The organism is Leptospira harrisiae (genome assembly GCF_002811945.1).
Lineage (GTDB): Bacteria > Spirochaetota > Leptospiria > Leptospirales > Leptospiraceae > Leptospira_A > Leptospira_A harrisiae.
The window spans coordinates 1,933,041-1,948,581 of sequence record NZ_NPDX01000001.1; the positions used below are offsets into that span (position 1 = coordinate 1,933,041).

Here is a 15,541-nt window from a genome sequence, read left to right on the forward strand (position 1 = left end):
AACTATATGTCCTTCTTCCTCGAGACAGAAGCAATGATGGTATCGGTAAGTCCATTTGCTGCTAACACTGATTCGTAAGTTTGATCCAAAATATCAGAATTCAAATGGTTCCAAATTTTATGGCCACCTGGTTTTCCCTTAGCCAACCAATAGAGATGATTGGATAGCGGATAACGTTGAATAAATTTAATCCAATTTAGTTGTAAGTGAGTTTTTTTAACAAGGGAACTAAAGGTTTGGGCATTAAACAAAAACAAATGTTGGCTCCAATAAGTAAACTCAGAGAAAGCCTTGTTTTCATAGAGTGTTAACAGAGCATCATTTGAACTTGGAACTTCGATAATTAGCTCACCCGTATTAGTTAGGAACTTCGAAAGTTCATTGATAATAGCAACTGGATCAGATAAATGTTCTACCACATGAAAAGCAGTAATTAAATCATACTTTTTTGCAGTTTTTGAAATTTCATCTAAACTGGTAAAAACTGAAATTTGGTTATTGTTAAAATGGCTTTGCAAACGAGTTTCTAATTCCACTCCATCTGCCACTTTGGCGACATCTTTTGCCTTAATTAAAAATCCGCCAACACCACAGCCAAAGTCGAGGACACTGCGATTGGATATTTTTTCTTTCAAAAATTGGAATCTGCGATCATCGTCTTTTTCGGTTTCATTTAACCATTCAGCTATTTCAGGTAAGGAATTTCCATGCATACCCGATTCTTGATAATGTGCCTCATGAATGTGGTCAAAAGAAGATAAAAAAACCAAACCACAAGATAGACATTCTTTTACAATAAGCTGATCATTATCTCGAACTTTACCAGGCCGATTCTGAAAAGAATTTGTATTACAAAGATAACAGGTGTTTATATTCATTTTAAGAAATAATTATCCTCAACTAGACCACAAATAATATGCCCAATCATAATATGAGATTCCTGAATTCGCTCAGTCCGACCGGAAGGAACACAAATACATTCAACTAAATCTTTTAACTTACCCCCGGATTCTCCTGTTAAACCAACAACATGGAGCTTTAAGGACTTGGCAGTTTCAATGGTTGCTAGAATATTCTGACTATTACCACTTGTCGAAATTGGAATATAAACATCACCTGCACGAGCAATCGCTTTTAATTCTCTAACAAAAATTTGGTCATACCCATAATCATTCCCAATAGCAGTTGTTGAAGAACTATTGGTACCGAGAGCAACGGATGCAAGTGGGGCTCTATCAAACTGTAGTCTTGAAATAAACTCAGCAGCCAAATGTTGTGAGTCAGCAAAACTTCCCCCATTACCTGCAAAAATTATTTTTCCTTCTGATTTTAGTGATTGTAAACACAAGTTAGCTAAAGTATCAATTTGCTTTAAGATGGATTCCGATTTAATTATATTTTTTTTAACGTCAATCGATGATTGAATCACAGCTTGGATTTTCTCAAGTGACATTAAAGAATCCCTTCCAATTTTTCAAGTGCGATCCAAAAGCCTTCACCACCATTTTTATGGCCTTGCCAAATTTCAGGAATGAACCAAGCATTAGGTGCTAATTCAGCAAAAATTTTTCCCAACCTTTTAAAATCAATTTCTCCCTCTCCAACTTGTAAACCTTCTCCATTGAGACCTTTCGCATCACCCATATGAATATGAGCAGTAAACGGTGCGATCCTAGTTGAAAAATCATAAAAGTCGTAACCGAAATGATTACAGGTTAGCATTGTGTGAGAAACATCATAACACATACGTAAATTTAACTTTTTACACCATTCCTCAATTTCCGAAATATGTACAAAAATATTCTGATATCTTTGACCACCAAAATGCCAAGGAAAAGGTGCCATCGTTTGTGGAATCAATTCTACGCCTTCCATATTTAACAATTGAAGACTTTCACCAAAACGTTTGTAATACGCAGGTAAAACATCTTTTGGAAGATTTCCATCCATAGAAATTCCACCAATATTAGCAACGATGTACGGTCGTTTTGTTTTTGGGAAAAATTTCTTCAAGGAGCGAGTGATATCAATGACTCTCTGAGTTTCCTTTAATGAAATTTTGCGATACTCATCGTCTGGAGTAGCTAAATCCATTAAATGGCTGCCTTCAAACAATTCTGGAGCATGAACAACAAAATCACAATCATAGGTTCCAGTAAGATATTTGCCAGGATCCAATTCCATATCGGAATAAGATAAGTGAAATTCAAATAAATCTGGTTTTACTCTATTGTAATATTCTTGAAAATCATGGTAACGAACTGGAACACCCCAAGGGTGAGTGAATTGATACTGTTTAGGTTCAATCCTTTTTTCCGTTAAATCTGAAGGGAAAAAATAATCTTCTTCTATCAAATCACGTTGAATTTTTTTACCAATTAAATCATACATTTTTTGCGGAGAAAGACCTTGGCCTGGGCTTAATACTTTTATCATCTCTCGAGTGATGACAGTTCCTTTAGGAATTGTTTGAGCAGCCACACAACTTTTTGAAAGATTTTCTCGATTGATCATTTCACCCTGGCTAAGTTTACGCTCGTATTGAGTTGATCCTATAGCCTGCTCAATTTCGCGAATTCCTTGCACCAATTTACTGAATTCATTAGCTTCCAAACTTGCTGCGTGGTCTGGTCCTTCCATATTCCTATCAAGTGTTAAGTGACGTTCAACTACCATTGCTCCAAGAGCTACCGAAGCCAAGGTAACATTTATTCCCCTTTCATGCCCAGAATAACCAGTGTAACTATGGAATTCCTTTAATTGTGTCATCCACTTTAGATTAATATCATGAAGTGGAGCTGGATATGTACTATTACAATGTAAAAAAACAAACTCTACCTTTGCCTTATTTAAATAATCACGTGTAAAAAGAATTTCTTCTGTTTTACTCATTCCTGTTGAAAGGATTAGAGGTTTTTTAGTTTCTATCAATCTGTCCAAAAGGGTTAGATTTGTTAAATCAGCAGAAGCTACTTTGTAAGCAGGTACAGGAAAGGATTCAAGGACATCGACGCTTTTGTTGTCCCAAGGAGTACACAAATACAAAATTCCTTTTTCTTTGGAATATTCATTGAGTTTGCGATGAAATTCTTTATCTAATTCAAATTTTTCAAGAAGGTCTAAGATATACTCAGTTCCCAAATCTTCTCCTGATTTATTCAAACTTTTGCTTCTATATACTTCTTCCAGATGGCGCATTTGGAATTTCGCACAATCGGCTCCAACCGACACAGCAAGATCAACCAGTTCAAATGCTTTGTTTAAATCACCATTGTGGTTATTTCCTATTTCAGCAATAACGAAGGTTCGACCAAATCCAATTTCAAAATTTCCAATTTTTATCATAATAACGTAATTTCCTCTTTATGTAGTTCTTCTCGAACAGTCCATGCTTGTAATCCTTCTGAATCGAAACGGAATGGCCGATAGTTTAAACCAACGGATTCCATCCAATTCAAGAGCTCATGTTTTAAAAACGGTGGTACATAGAACAAAAAGAATCCTCCACCGCCAGCTCCTAATAATTTTCCACCAATGGCACCATGTGCAATTGCGTCTTCATAAATTTTGTCAAGAAATTGATTTGAAATTTTGGAACTCAAACCTCTTTTGATTTCCCATGCTTTATGCAAACACAAACCAAACTGTAATAACCTACCCCGAAGTAAATGGTTTCTCATTTCGTAAGTGAGTTCCACGTTCGATTGAACCTTCTGCTTCACATCAGTTTGTTTCATAGATTCACGCTGATCATCATGAATATTTCCTGAATCATGCGTGGTCGCAGTATCACAAAGAATCAAACTTTCCTCTAACTCAATCATGGTGTCTTTTGAAAGACGCAAAGGATGTACGATATTCTGATCCATAGCAAATTCCATAAAATTAAATCCGCCGAAAACAGTTGCATACTGATCTTGCCATCCACCTGCGATTCCCAAGTCCAAACGTTCTGCCTGAAACGCCAACTCTGCTAGTTCATGGTTGTCCCATTTATCCTTTCTGAATTGGTTAAAACAACCAAGAATAGCCGATGCAACAACCGCCGATCCGCCAAGACCTGAGTTCATCGGATAATCAGAATAAACAAATAAATCGAATCCAAAACTTGGCCTTGCAACTTTTATAATTGATTGGAATAATTTGAAACTAGTTTCCCTTTTTGTTAATTCCTCATAATCTGAAAACTCAATTGAAGTTTTTAAATCTCTCGAATGGAGGAAAATTTTATAATCTTCTCTGATTCGGAGTGTTGCGTGAGTGTATAAGGAAACAGTTGAGTTGATTACGGCACCTTTTTCATTACTAAAAAAATGAGTAAGGTCTGAACCTCCACCACCGAAACTGATACGAACGGGAGATCGTGCTCTAGCATAAATTTTACGTTCTTCTAAATGTGGTAATTCATCCTTGGTAACAATTCCCACCAAAGTCTTGTTATCATCAAGAATAGGAATAAAACGAATCCTTGAATCTAACATTTTCAGAAGTTGCTCTCGAGGTGATTGACTTGATGCCCAAGTAAACTCTCGATTCATACTCTCCGAGATTGGTGAATTTAAATTTTTTCCATTTAACAAATTTCTTCGAATATCACCATCGGTCACTAGGCCGACTACTTGGTTCATGTCATTTTTAACTAATGCAAAACCAAGGTGGTTTGTCTCAATCCTCGCTAAAGTTTGTTCAATCGAACTATTGATTGTTACTAAAAAAACATCAAAATTCAAAGTGTATGCTCCCGACCAGATAAAATCCAATTTTGGAATCGCTCATAATCTTCTGGGATTCCTATGTCTATAAATTCAGTTTTCAAAGGTACTGCCCTTAATTTCTTTTGCAAAACCAAATCTGGGAATACATCTTTTTCCATAGAAAATTCACCTGCCCTTCCGATAAAATGATCCGAATGCAATTTGTAAAGACCAGCATTTATCCAACCTTCACCTGCATTTTCCATTTTCTCCTCAAATTTCTGGATGATTTCTCCTTCGATTGATACCTTGCCATATCGTGAAACATCAGAAATTCGAATGACACCAATGGACGGAGAAACCGAAGTTGCAAGCAAATTCATAGATTCCGCATCAACCCAAGTATCAGCATTAACAATCAAAAATTCGCCTTGGAATTGAAGAGATTGAATCGTATATGCAACAGAACCGCCTGTACCCAATAATGAAGGTTCCACTGAATAATAAATTTCGCAATCCCTCAAAACTGTTTCCCTTAAAGTTTCAATACAATCAATGATTAGGGACGATTTATGGTGTAGTAAAAAGTAAAACTTTTTAAATCCTTGATTGAGATAATTTTCCAATAGATAGAGAAGAAAAGGTTTCCCATTAACTGGCGCCAAAGGTTTCGGCACATCGTTTACAACAGAAGCTAACCTTGTACCTCGTCCACCCGCTAAAATAAAAATTGGTATCTCCATCAAAACCTTCTTTTTTAAAAAAATTGAATCATACTAAAAAAGGAATTACCTCTTTCAGATTTTCTATTACAGTCGCTTGCGGATGAGGAGTTTGTTTTTTTTTATTAGGATTCAATAGTAGGAAATTTTTTTGAATACCAGAGTTAAAGCCAGCTTCCAAATCCGTAACTTGATCACCCACTAAAAGTGATTTTTCTAAGTTTATAGAAAATCTCTTTGCTGCCTTTAAGATCATCCCAGGATTCGGTTTTCTGAAGTTGGAAGACCGTTTGTATTTTTCGTTTCCAAAATCAGGGTGATAGGGACAATAATAGACTTTTGCAACATTACAATTTTGTTTCTTAAATTCACCTAACATCCATTTTGTTAGTTTATAAAAATCTCTCTCCGAGTAATATCCCCGAGCAATTCCAGCTTGATTGGTGATAACAAAAATCAAATAATCATTTGCATTTGCAATGCGACAAAGTTCAAAAATTTCAGGCTTAAATTGAAAATCCTGAGTCCGATATACATAATCTAAATCTTCGTTGATCACTCCGTCTCGATCCAAAAACAGGGCTTTATTGGTTAACATTTACTTTCCAGAACCAACATTATTCTATTTTATAGACTCAATTTCTTTTTTTATTAATGATTTCATAAACTTGTAAGGCGAACCTTTTTGATCACCCAAAATGAAATTTCTCGCAAACTTATGGTAGCTTTTCTCATCAACGGAGACATGATCAAAATCAATAAGATCAAATTCATTTTCGTCAAAATGAATTAGCGGTGTATTTAGTAACTGACTTAAGCCCTTTATCGAATCAATCATATGCTCATCTTTTAAATGTCGATACATTAAACTAACAATGGGTTTGTTGGCTAAAACTCCAAAATAAGAGGCAGTGCTATCATGTGTCAAAATTAGATCAACGTTTATAGAGGCAACTTCAGAAGGAATATCCAAGATTTTTGCAGTATTTTTTAAATATTGATTCTCTAGAATCATTTTGTCATTTTCTTGTACATCCGGATGTAGGGTCAGATAAACATCATAACCTATATCATTCAAATGTCTAAAAAGTATACTTAGCCCAGCGTAATATTTTTCTGGATCAACTTCAATTTTGTACCCAAACTGAAAAACGTTAGGTAGATTTTGATCTAACCACAAAGCTGTTTTTTTATTTTTGGAAAACAGTTCTATTTTTTGGATCTCTTTAGCCTTCAGGAACCTTTCTTGAAAATGGTTTCCTGTCACAATAAACTTAGTCCGATAGCCAAACGGCCCAAAATAAGGGTATTGCGCCTTGATACGCATTCTAGTCGAATCGAACCAATACTTTGCACCTTTAAACCTGCGCATCATCCCTATAATAAATCTAATTTTTTTATAAAAATTTCGCAGACTTTCCCATACATTTGGACTTATAGGAGAATCGCAGGAATTATCACCTACTCCATGCATTAAATAATAATAATTTTCGAAATTCTTATCTACAAAAGATATTACCTTCATGTATGCATTTGGTGAAACCCACGTATAAAAGAAAACTAACGATCGTTTCATAGCATTTTTATCCAAAAAAGCCAACAAGGAAGTTTCATCTAAAAATTTTGTTATATGAATGCGAGTATCGGTAGAAGATATATCCTCTTTTATTTCTTTCAAAAAATCATGGACATAAGTTAACTGCAACACTTCAAACTGTATTGGAATTTCATCCAACAAATCGAAAATCCAATAGGCCCAAAATCTTTTATCAAGAGGTCGATCCGCAATTAAATAAATAGTAACTGGTTGATTCGGAACATCAGCTTTCATTATTTAGTTGATTATATTTTTTGAAAGTAAAAACTCGGCAAATTGAAAATCCAAGAAAGTATCTATATCCACCGATTCGAACTGATTGTCAATAATTAGCGGAGTAACTTTTGGTTCAAAAAAAGATAATGTAGAAATTAAATGAGATGGAGTCGTTAAATAAAATGATCCATTAACATTATAGGTAGCCTCCAAATCTTGAGACCTTTGTTTAGTTCCATTGTTATCAAAAAAAGGAACTAAAATATCATTTTCAATTTTAAAAGACCAACTTGGGTGCGTATGTGTTTTGGATACTGCCACAACGGCATTGTTTGTTTTCCGAAACAATTCAATACCTAATTGAATCGTTTTTAAACTTCGAAATGGGGATGTAGGTTGCAACAGCATCAGTCCATCCACTTTTCCATGTGTTTCTTCATACCACTGTAACGCATGGATCGCCATATCGACAGATGAGGAAGTATCGGTAGATAAATTCTCAGGTCGCAACCAAGGAACATAACCTCCACATTTTTTCGCAATTTCCGCTATCTCTAAAGAGTCCGTTGAAACTAATATATCACAAATTTCGGGAATACCTTTTGCTACATCGATACTCCAAGCGATTAACGGTTTTCCACCGAGGAGTTTTATATTTTTTCCAGGTAACCTTTTAGAGCCTCCTCTTGCTGGAATAAGAGTTAGAATTCTCATAACTTTATAAACTGACTGAGTATCTTAAGACCGACTGAACCGCTCTTTTCCGGATGAAATTGACATCCAAAAACATTCTCGCGACCAATAACGGCCGATATACGATTCCCACCGTAAAAGGTATCTGCCAGCCGATATTCATCGTTATCAGGTAAAGCCATAAACGAATGTACAAAATAAACAGAATCTCCATCGCTCAGACCATCTAAAATGGACAATTTCCATTCTTTGGTTTCATTTGAGGGATGTAGTTCACTCCAACCAATATGTGGAATCTTTTGTGGTTGGCCTTGGGAAGTCGATGAAGGAATAGGAACAACTCGACCAGGAATTAATCCCAACCCTTTAGTAATACCAAACTCTTCACTTTCATCCAATAACATCTGCATTCCCAAACAGATCGCCAAAAGAGGATTTCCTTTTTTAACTACTTCATGAATCACTTCTACTAAATTTCTTTGATTGAGTGCGTCCATTGCATTGGCAAAGGCCCCAACACCGGGTAAGATAACATGAGATGCTTTTAAAATTTGATCCGGGTCCGCTGAAATATCTACTTTTGCTCCGCAATACTCAAATCCTCTTTGAACGCTAAGTAAGTTCCCTACTCCATAATCAATAATCAATACATCAGGCTGTGACAAATTTTCTTACCTCAATTCCAGCTTTCGTTGCAGTCTCTCGCAACTCACCGATGGAAGAACGGCCATAATGTAAAATATCGGCCATTGCCACAGCATCTGCTTCACCGTCTCGTATAACATCGACGAGATGTTCAGGAATGCCCATTCCACCACTTGCAATTACAGGAACAGATACTTGTTTTGTGACTGCTTTTACTAAATCGATGTCATACCCCTTTCTCGTTCCTTCTCGATCAATCGAGGTTAAAAGAATTTCGCCGGCTCCAAGTTCCACTGCCTTTTTTACCCAGTCGACAACATCCAACCCAGTTTTTTCTCTGCCGTTATCTGTGAAAACTTCCCATTTTTTAACATCGATTTGTTTTGCTTGTATCGATAAGACCATACATTGGCTTCCAAATTTTCTAGAAATATCGGAGATCAAGTTGGGATTGGCTACGGCGGCAGTATTGATCGCCACCTTATCTGCACCACTTCGAAGCAAACGTGTCGCATCTTCAACGGATCGTATTCCGCCACCAACCGTTAGGGGTACAAATATATCTTTTGCTGAGTCTTCTACAATTTCGCTCAAATTATTGCGACCATATAAACTTGCGACGCAATCTATATAGATGAGTTCGTCTGCACCTTGTTGATAGTATTTATGCGCATACTCCGCCGGTGATCCGATGACTCTTAATCCTTCCAAATGCACACCCTTAATTAAGTTTGTGCCTTTGATATCTAACCTTGCGATAAGGCGAATTTTTCTCATAAAATCTAAATTTTAAGTTTCCCAAACCTTATATTTCAGTTCCCATTCACCACCATTTTTTTGCCACAAATGGTCAGAACGCCAACTATCGATAACAGCAGTAAATTCTTCATCGGTGATAGAACAATATTCCAAAAATTCTTGGTAATGTTTTTTTGGAAATTCACCATCATAACGTTTAACTAGAGCCGCACCTTCTTCTCTAGTTATTTTATGATCTCGAATTTCATGTGCTGTATCCGACGTTGTGCGACCAATTCCAAACTTAATATAGGCGAGATAATAATGATACCCATCTATTCGATCATCTAAACTGGCATACTTAGAATATGTTCCTTCTGAACGTTCCGAATTAGGAGTAAATCCTGTATTTTCTTGACAGTAATAGAAATTTTCTTGTGGATCCCAAAACTTATAATAACCAAGAAAATGAATTTCTGTTTTATTTTTAAGTATTTCTTCGTACTTAGGAGCCATAAAGGGTTTCAAATCATTTGCACTTACACCGTGTTCTGTCCAAAATTCAGGAGGTAATCCGGAAAAATAATGTTTGTCATGATCTTGTATGTCTCGATTCGGTCGAAAGGCATTCTTCATATCTCCGCCATATTCAACCTCACCATTTTCTCCATACATAATTAACGATACATTGTATTTAATCGCCATATGCATTGGAAAATTTGTTTGCCCGTAAATAAAAGGCTGGAAAGGATCACCTAAAAATTTAAATGAAAGGTGCGTAAGTTGACGTGTTACCTTTCCATTTGGAGTCCCAAGAATATTATCAAACCCTGATGCGATGAATGCATCTAAATTTTTTCTTCCAATTTCAGTGGCTTTTAAAGGTGCCCAAGTTACAGTGAGAGGATTCATCCCATATTTATATTTCAACTGATGAGCAACGAATCCGCCATCCTTACCACCGCTACAAGGCACAATCACATCATATTCACCGTTATTTTTTCTAAACCGATTACAAAGTTCAACTAACTCTTGTTCCCTCTGCTTCCAATCAATTTTCGTTCGTTTATATTCTGCAAAATTACAGGCGGAACAAACTCCATGTTCATCAAAAGTAATTCGTGGTCTTTGATTAGATACCGTACATTTTTTACAAAACTTCACCTCTGCTGGAAGATTGTATAATTTAATTAAATCTCGTTTTTCCATATTGATTCTAAATGTTCCCCTCTTGTAAATTCACTCTTTGCAAATCATCTGGCCTACCAACATCAATCCATGGTTCATGCATTGGATAAACAATCGTTCTCAAACCTTCGTCTGATAACCTTGTAAACAAAGTTGGCATATCACAGTGTGATTTAGCTTTTAATCGAGTTAATGCTTCTGGATTTAAAGTGTAAATGCCAGCATTGACATGACTGCGATAAATTGGTTTCTCCTCGAAACCTACAATTTCAACTCCCTTTGTCCTAACGACACCAAACGGATGTTGCCATTCGTGCAAACGAACAGCCATAGAAGCAGTAGCACCATGCCTTATATGAAAATCTAAAAATTCTCCGTAATGAATGTCAGAAAGAACATCTCCATTGGTCACTATAAAAGGAATAGTTGGAAGATCTTGGATTAAACTCAATGCTCCAGCTGTACCAAGAGCCTCCTCCTCGTGTATATATTCAATTTTTACGCCCAGCTTTGAACCATCACCAAAATAATCTTCAATCATATAACCGAGATAATGGACAGCGATTAGAAATCGATGAAATCCTTCCACTTTTGCCCGCTCAATAATATGCTCTAACATTGGTTTGCCTGCCACATTCAATAGTGGTTTCGGACAATTCTCTGTATGTGGCATGAGTCGTTTCCCTCGTCCACCTGCCATAATCAGAAAGATATTATCTCTAAGCGATGGTGCTAAAATTTCATCTAATAAGTAGAGACCAACTACCTCTCTTGCTTCATCCACAATTGGTAATTGATGGATACGATTGGTTTGCATCAGTTGTAAAACCATATCCCGGCTCATTTGTGGTGTCACAACGAGCGAATTTCGAAATATAATTGAATCAACTGGGCTATTTAAATTCAAACCACGCAAAAGCCCTCTCCGAATATCTCCATCAGTGATAGTTCCTAAAAACTTTCCATCAGATGATACAATCAGTGTAATTTGAAGCCCACTATCATCCAAGTTTTTGATCACATCTTGAATGGTAGAGTTTAACGTTAGAATTGTTGTCTGCCAGTGATTTGTCATATGCTTTCTGTCACCGGAAGGTCATAGAATTTTTTTTCTACCAATGAATCGAATTTTATTTTTTTAAGTATCTGGATCATTTTTTCTGTTGCTTGACCGTCTCCATAAGGATTAACAACGAACTTTAACCTATTTTGAAAATCATTCGAATACAATTGCCTAATTCCATCTAATATTGAGTTTTTGGAAGTGGTAACATCAATGATACTTTCTGCTTTTAGTCGCCCACTTTGTCTATTACCAATATTTATAGTTCCCTTTTGGAAAGTTGGCACTTCAAGCAAACCACTTGAAGAATTTCCAACAACCCCATCAACATACCGAATACACGAGAAATAACGTACCTGCCCCAAAGAAGAAAAGGATTTAGCGTTGTTGTGACTTTTAACATAAGATTCAATTAGCGAAATAATTTCTCTACCACCATTGTCAGAATTTGGGTGTGTAAAAATCAAATTTGTCTCTTCTAATTGATCCAAAGCAGCAAGTAATTCTTCAAATTGTTTTGTTGGTGTATGTGTTGAAAGAGTTTCCGGATGATAAGTTACTAATAAATTTTTTTTTCCAAACGAAAACCCGAGTTCTTCTTCAAGTTTTTCTTTAGAGATCGCTGGCAGTTTTGAAATTGAATCTACACCAAGGCCGCCGACTTCAAAAACGAAATTCGCATCTTCTCCCATTTGAACCACTCGGTTCCGGTATTCTTTAGTTGCGGTAAAATGAATTTTAGCCATTTTTGTTATGGAATGTCGTATGGCATCGTCATAGGCCCCGTAGGTAAGTTCGCCGCCGTGGATATGGCAAATTGGTATATTAAAAATAAGTGCACTAGAGGCCGCAGCTAGAATCTCGTAGCGGTCACCAAGCACAATTAAAAGATCAGGTTTCAACTTATCGAAAGTATCCGCAAAACCAAGAAATCCAAGTCCAATCGATTTGGTAACCGAAGATGCAGTATCTGCACTTAATAAAATTTCAAGCTTTTGATCTATTTCAAATCCATCTTTTAGAATTTCCTTATATGTTAGTCCAAACTCTGGCGATAGGTGCATGCCTGTCACAACAACTTGCAACTGAAACTCTGGCTGTCTTTTTATCTCTTTCATTAAGTGAGATAAAAGCCCATACTCAGCACGCGTTCCAGTGACTACACAGATTTTCTTTTTCATATTTCGATTAACTCGTCTTTTTGAAAATCTCGTTTTGCTTTTCTACCGATCACCTCTTCCAAACGCATAGGTGAAATACCGGTTCCAGGTCTTTTTGTTGTTAAATTACTTTTAGATAAAAATTCTCCAAGTTTAATAGGAGATTTTGCAACGATTGATTTTCTTGCTATTGGAATGTTTTTAATTTCACTAACTGTTGGTCGTTTAACTCCATCACCTAATGCCTGCTCAATATTTCTTATTCCATCCACCATAATCTTTAGTTCTCTTGGATCAAGGCTCGCTTTGTGGTCTGGTCCTGGAAGATTCTTATCAATCGTAAAATGTTTTTCTATGACAGTGGCACCCAATGCAACAGCCGCCAAAGCAATCTCAATGCCCGATGTATGATCAGAATAACCAACAGAAACCCCGAAAGCTGCCTTTAATGATGACATTGCTAATAAATTCACATCCGTCACAGGAGTTGGGTATTCCGTATTACAATGTAAGACTGTCAAAAGATTTCTACTCAAACCACTTCGCTCAATAGTTCGAATTGCATCCTCTATTTCACCTAAAGTAGACATTCCAGTCGAAAGAATAATTGGTTTACCCAATCGACCAATTGCCTCTAAATAAGGTAAATTCGTAATTTCTCCTGACGGAATTTTATAACGTTTTAAATCTAACTGAGACAAAAAATCTAAACTTTCTAAATCAAAAGCAGTTGATAAAAATTCAATATCCTTCGCACGACAATGTTCAATTAGTTCCCAATGCGAGGAAGGAGAGATTTCCAGTTTTTTTAACATAGAAAACTGCGATTCGTTTGGATCAGTTGATGCAGATTGGTAATCCGCTTTTACTGCTGATTCCGTAACAAGAGATGCTGCAGTAAATGTTTGAAACTTAACCACATCTACTCCAGCCTCGGAGGCAATATCAATTAGTTTGTGGGCAAGTTTCAAATCACCATTGTGGTTTACGCCTGCTTCAGCGATGACCAGAGTTTTATTTCCAAATTTTTCATTCATACAAATACAATAGAATCGGGAACGTTCTTTAATACTTTTGCGGACATCCCAACAATCACTTTCGAACCGATCAAAAGATTTTCTTTAACAACTGTTCCGCTACCAATAAAACTGCAATCACCTACACGTACTCCACCGTTTAAAATGCACCCTGTAGACACGTGTGAATGATCGCCGATTGTTACTTCATGTTCCAAAATGGCACCCGTATTGATAATACAATTTTCTCCAACGATTACATCGCTATTCAACACAACATTATGAAAAACAACCGTCCCTGCCCCAATTTTGGCAGATTTAGCAACCCGTGCAAATGGCGATACGACAGAAACAAAATGAAAACCAAGCTCCTTTAGCAAATGGAATATACGTTTCCTAGGTTCGTAAGTTTTTATTTGCCCAACTGTAATTAATACATTTTTTGTAATCGATTTTAGTTCTTTCAGATCGTTGTCAGAACCGATGACTTTATATCCGAGAATATCTTTACCCATTTCAGACTCTGAGCCGATTAATCCAATGATTTCATAACGATTCTCTGTTTCAATTACTTCGATACAAGACTTGGTATGTCCACCTGCACCTACTAATAATAAAGGTTCTTGAATCAAATTGATTTACCAACTAATGAAGGACTACTTGGTATATTGATTAATCTTTGTTCTAATGATACCGCAACTGGCATTTCCATCTTTGGAGAATCTTTAAAGGGAGCTAACGTATGCAACAAACGCCAACAAGGTCTTGTCATAATGCCGTTATCATTTGTAACTTGTAAGACAGAATCTCTGGCTGACTTGTATTCTTCAGACAAACGTAATGTTTGCAGCCAATAATTACTTTTACAATGTTCTGGCTCTTCTATTAGCGACACCTGAGACACTGATTTCAGTGAATCCTTATAATTAGAAAATAAAGTTCTTTTTGAATCTAAAAAACTCTGTAACTGTTCTAACTGTGCGCAACCTAAAGCTGCATTAATATTTGGCATTCTATAATTAAAACCAATCTCATCATGAATGTATTCCCAACGATGTGGCAATTTTGCTGTTGTAGTGATATGTTTCGCATGTTTTGCGAGTGTTTCATCCTGCGTGAGAATTGCCCCACCACCTCCGGTGGTAATTGTTTTATTTCCGTTAAAACTCAAAACACCAAACTTTCCGAAAGTTCCAGTGTGTTTTCCGAAATAATAACTACCCAAAGATTCTGCAGCATCTTCCACTAAGGCCATTCGAAAATCTTTGGCCAATTTCAAAATCTCGTCGAGAAGAACAGGGTGACCAAATGTGTGCATTGGAACTATGGCACGAATCACCCTTCCCGTAGATCGATTCATCAATTGCCCATTGCGCTCTTCTGAAATTATGTTTAAATAATCGCGAATCGCATATGGATCTAATCCCAAATGGTTTGGCTCACTCTCGACAAAATGTGGAATGGCTCCACAATAAGTAACAGCATTTGCAGTGGCAACAAATGACAAAGTTGGGATTAGAACTTCGTCTCCAGGCTTTACACCGGAAAGCTTTAATGCAATGTGAAGAGCAGCTGTTCCATTAACGACAGCAACGGCATATTTTGAATTGGTATAGGTTGCCAATTCAGACTCAAAGCGATCAACAAACTTTCCAACTGAAGACACAAAACCCGTGTCCAAACATTCCTTCAGGTAATTCCACTCATTGCCAGAAAACTTTGGTTCATGCAAAATTACCGGAAAATTTCCGACAACGGCTTTGATTGCATCTGTAACAGAATTAGCTACTTCAAAATCACTTAACATAG

At 36.5% G+C, this 15,541-nt stretch carries 16 protein-coding genes; all 16 read right to left on the reverse strand.

What is annotated here, in order from left to right:
• Positions 1–2 precede the first annotated feature (2 nt).
• Genes CH364_RS09065 through CH364_RS09140 form a run of 16 tightly spaced genes read right to left on the reverse strand, consistent with a single transcriptional unit; the run spans position 3 to position 15,539 of the window.
• A complete protein-coding gene (locus CH364_RS09065) occupies positions 3–878 on the reverse strand; it encodes a class I SAM-dependent methyltransferase (protein WP_100743184.1) in 876 nt (291 codons plus the stop codon).
• Positions 875–1,453 (reverse strand): D-sedoheptulose-7-phosphate isomerase, encoded by a 579-nt coding sequence (locus CH364_RS09070; protein ID WP_100743185.1) that lies wholly within the window; start codon positions 1,451–1,453, stop codon positions 875–877. Before CH364_RS09070 ends, CH364_RS09065 begins: the two co-directional genes overlap by 4 nt.
• On the reverse strand, positions 1,453–3,345 hold the full coding sequence (locus CH364_RS09075) for an N-acetylneuraminate synthase family protein (protein WP_165779492.1): 1,893 nt from the start codon (positions 3,343–3,345) through the stop codon (positions 1,453–1,455). Before CH364_RS09075 ends, CH364_RS09070 begins: the two co-directional genes overlap by 1 nt.
• Entirely contained in the window at positions 3,342–4,730 is a 1,389-nt protein-coding gene (locus CH364_RS09080; RefSeq protein WP_100743186.1) for a GHMP family kinase ATP-binding protein, read from the reverse strand. Before CH364_RS09080 ends, CH364_RS09075 begins: the two co-directional genes overlap by 4 nt.
• The gene (locus tag CH364_RS09085) at positions 4,727–5,437 is read right to left on the reverse strand and encodes a sugar phosphate nucleotidyltransferase (RefSeq protein WP_100743187.1); all 711 of its coding nucleotides are present in this window, start codon (positions 5,435–5,437) and stop codon (positions 4,727–4,729) included. The genes CH364_RS09080 and CH364_RS09085 overlap by 4 nt, the downstream gene beginning before the upstream one ends.
• 28 nt (positions 5,438–5,465) lie before the next feature.
• Positions 5,466–6,014, reverse strand: a complete 549-nt coding sequence (locus CH364_RS09090; RefSeq protein ID WP_100743188.1) for a D-glycero-alpha-D-manno-heptose-1,7-bisphosphate 7-phosphatase — start codon at positions 6,012–6,014, stop codon at positions 5,466–5,468.
• Positions 6,015–6,038: 24 nt separating this feature from the next.
• Positions 6,039–7,247, reverse strand: coding sequence for a hypothetical protein (locus CH364_RS09095; RefSeq protein ID WP_100743189.1), 1,209 nt, complete (start codon positions 7,245–7,247; stop codon positions 6,039–6,041).
• A 3-nt stretch (positions 7,248–7,250) separates the two neighbouring features.
• Positions 7,251–7,943 (reverse strand): acylneuraminate cytidylyltransferase family protein, encoded by a 693-nt coding sequence (locus tag CH364_RS09100; protein ID WP_100743190.1) that lies wholly within the window; start codon positions 7,941–7,943, stop codon positions 7,251–7,253.
• Positions 7,940–8,587 (reverse strand): imidazole glycerol phosphate synthase subunit HisH, encoded by a 648-nt coding sequence (gene hisH / locus CH364_RS09105; protein WP_100743191.1) that lies wholly within the window; start codon positions 8,585–8,587, stop codon positions 7,940–7,942. The genes CH364_RS09100 and hisH overlap by 4 nt, the downstream gene beginning before the upstream one ends.
• Positions 8,574–9,344, reverse strand: a complete 771-nt coding sequence (gene hisF, locus CH364_RS09110; protein ID WP_100743192.1) for an imidazole glycerol phosphate synthase subunit HisF — start codon at positions 9,342–9,344, stop codon at positions 8,574–8,576. Before hisF ends, hisH begins: the two co-directional genes overlap by 14 nt.
• Before the next feature lie 12 nt (positions 9,345–9,356).
• The gene (locus tag CH364_RS09115) at positions 9,357–10,514 is read right to left on the reverse strand and encodes an N-acetyl sugar amidotransferase (RefSeq protein WP_100743193.1); all 1,158 of its coding nucleotides are present in this window, start codon (positions 10,512–10,514) and stop codon (positions 9,357–9,359) included.
• Positions 10,515–10,521: 7 nt separating this feature from the next.
• Positions 10,522–11,568 carry a nucleotidyltransferase family protein gene (locus tag CH364_RS09120; protein WP_100743194.1) on the reverse strand — a complete coding sequence of 349 codons (1,047 nt, stop codon included), beginning with the start codon at positions 11,566–11,568 and terminating at the stop codon, positions 10,522–10,524.
• Positions 11,565–12,737 (reverse strand): UDP-N-acetylglucosamine 2-epimerase, encoded by a 1,173-nt coding sequence (neuC, locus tag CH364_RS09125; RefSeq protein WP_100743195.1) that lies wholly within the window; start codon positions 12,735–12,737, stop codon positions 11,565–11,567. Before neuC ends, CH364_RS09120 begins: the two co-directional genes overlap by 4 nt.
• Positions 12,734–13,753, reverse strand: coding sequence for an N-acetylneuraminate synthase (neuB, locus tag CH364_RS09130; protein WP_100743196.1), 1,020 nt, complete (start codon positions 13,751–13,753; stop codon positions 12,734–12,736). Before neuB ends, neuC begins: the two co-directional genes overlap by 4 nt.
• On the reverse strand, positions 13,750–14,364 hold the full coding sequence (locus CH364_RS09135; protein ID WP_243401299.1) for an acetyltransferase: 615 nt from the start codon (positions 14,362–14,364) through the stop codon (positions 13,750–13,752). The genes neuB and CH364_RS09135 overlap by 4 nt, the downstream gene beginning before the upstream one ends.
• Positions 14,361–15,539 (reverse strand): LegC family aminotransferase, encoded by a 1,179-nt coding sequence (locus CH364_RS09140; protein ID WP_100743197.1) that lies wholly within the window; start codon positions 15,537–15,539, stop codon positions 14,361–14,363. The genes CH364_RS09135 and CH364_RS09140 overlap by 4 nt, the downstream gene beginning before the upstream one ends.
• Between the last annotated feature and the right edge of the window lie 2 nt (positions 15,540–15,541).

Coding starts and splice junctions, on each gene's coding strand:
- CH364_RS09070 (WP_100743185.1), bottom strand. CDS start 1,453: ATGTCACTTGAGAAAATCCAAGCTGTGATTCAATCATCGATTGACGTT.
- hisF (WP_100743192.1), bottom strand. CDS start 9,344: ATGAGAAAAATTCGCCTTATCGCAAGGTTAGATATCAAAGGCACAAAC.
- neuB (WP_100743196.1), bottom strand. CDS start 13,753: ATGAATGAAAAATTTGGAAATAAAACTCTGGTCATCGCTGAAGCAGGC.
- neuC (WP_100743195.1), bottom strand. CDS start 12,737: ATGAAAAAGAAAATCTGTGTAGTCACTGGAACGCGTGCTGAGTATGGG.
- CH364_RS09090 (WP_100743188.1), bottom strand. CDS start 6,014: ATGTTAACCAATAAAGCCCTGTTTTTGGATCGAGACGGAGTGATCAAC.
- CH364_RS09115 (WP_100743193.1), bottom strand. CDS start 10,514: ATGGAAAAACGAGATTTAATTAAATTATACAATCTTCCAGCAGAGGTG.
- CH364_RS09100 (WP_100743190.1), bottom strand. CDS start 7,943: ATGAGAATTCTAACTCTTATTCCAGCAAGAGGAGGCTCTAAAAGGTTA.
- CH364_RS09140 (WP_100743197.1), bottom strand. CDS start 15,539: ATGTTAAGTGATTTTGAAGTAGCTAATTCTGTTACAGATGCAATCAAA.
- CH364_RS09065 (WP_100743184.1), bottom strand. CDS start 878: ATGAATATAAACACCTGTTATCTTTGTAATACAAATTCTTTTCAGAAT.
- CH364_RS09120 (WP_100743194.1), bottom strand. CDS start 11,568: ATGACAAATCACTGGCAGACAACAATTCTAACGTTAAACTCTACCATT.
- CH364_RS09085 (WP_100743187.1), bottom strand. CDS start 5,437: ATGGAGATACCAATTTTTATTTTAGCGGGTGGACGAGGTACAAGGTTA.
- CH364_RS09075 (WP_165779492.1), bottom strand. CDS start 3,345: ATGATAAAAATTGGAAATTTTGAAATTGGATTTGGTCGAACCTTCGTT.
- CH364_RS09095 (WP_100743189.1), bottom strand. CDS start 7,247: ATGAAAGCTGATGTTCCGAATCAACCAGTTACTATTTATTTAATTGCG.